The organism is Flavobacterium sp. ASW18X (genome assembly GCF_005144745.1).
Classification (GTDB): domain Bacteria; phylum Bacteroidota; class Bacteroidia; order Flavobacteriales; family Flavobacteriaceae; genus Croceivirga.
This window is the reverse complement of record NZ_SWKK01000057.1, coordinates 1-981: the sequence shown is the minus strand read 5'-3', so window position 1 is coordinate 981 and position 981 is coordinate 1. Positions and strand designations below refer to the sequence as shown.

The 981-nt window shown below is 49.3% G+C and carries 1 protein-coding gene; it reads right to left on the bottom strand.

What is annotated here, in order from left to right; all coding sequences use genetic code 11:
• Positions 1-981: hypothetical protein (locus FBT53_RS16175; protein WP_169630386.1), on the bottom strand; the 981-nt coding region annotated here is incomplete at both ends.

The following is a 981-nucleotide window of genomic DNA, read 5'->3' as shown; positions in this document are numbered from 1 at the left end:
GTATAATCCAATGTTACCGTTCCCAGACCCGTATAATTTACTTGGATGCTACCGTCCCCTGCTCCAAAACAACGCTCGTCCAGAACTGCCGTGCTTACAATCCGTAAAATTGGGTCTCGAACCTCTATATCCATAGGCATATCACACCCATTATTATCGCGTACCATTACCGTGTATATCCCTGAGGAAAGCCCCGCTATGACAGGACTGTTACCTGCTATGACAGGATCAAAACCTGCAGGACCGGATACCCATGTTATGGTATAGGGTGCCGTGCCACCCGTTATTGGCCCTAAGTCTATCTGACCCGCCGTACCACCTTCTTCCGTATTGTCTATCACCGTAGGTGTATAGTCCAGTGCCGTAGGCGATACGATTTGGATAACACCCCCATCATAGCGCTCCACACAGCTCGTATCCGTAGTACTACGTACCCATAGGTAATACGTGCCTGCCGTTAATCCTGATTGACCTGCGGCATCATAGCCCGTCCATGTAACCGTTGTTAAATCAGGATTCGCTTGGGTATCTAGGTGGTATTCCGCGGCGGTACCTAGGTTGGTATCAAAGGTCAGGGTACTGGTACCTCCAAAACAGTTTATCGCTGTGGTGGCTACGTTGCTTATTTCTATATTGGCTCCAGAGTCTATGGTAAATTCCGCTGAGGAGATTAGGTTGGGATTACCAAAATCATTGCCTTGGTTTACCGCTTGTATGGTGTAGGTGTCAAAAACCAAATCGTTTACCGTGATCGCATTGGCATCCGTAGCGGTGCCATTAGCGATTACCGTTGTACCGTCACTGGCCAAAACACGGTAGGGACGGTCGCCTACACCACCACTTATACTAAAATCCACACTCCCCGCTCCCGCAGGGTCGCAATTATCTGCCGTAGTGCTGTTGACCGTAATCACGGGTAGGGTAACACCCGTGACCTCGATACTATCCGTATACGTACAAGTACCTGCACTTAGAGTGACC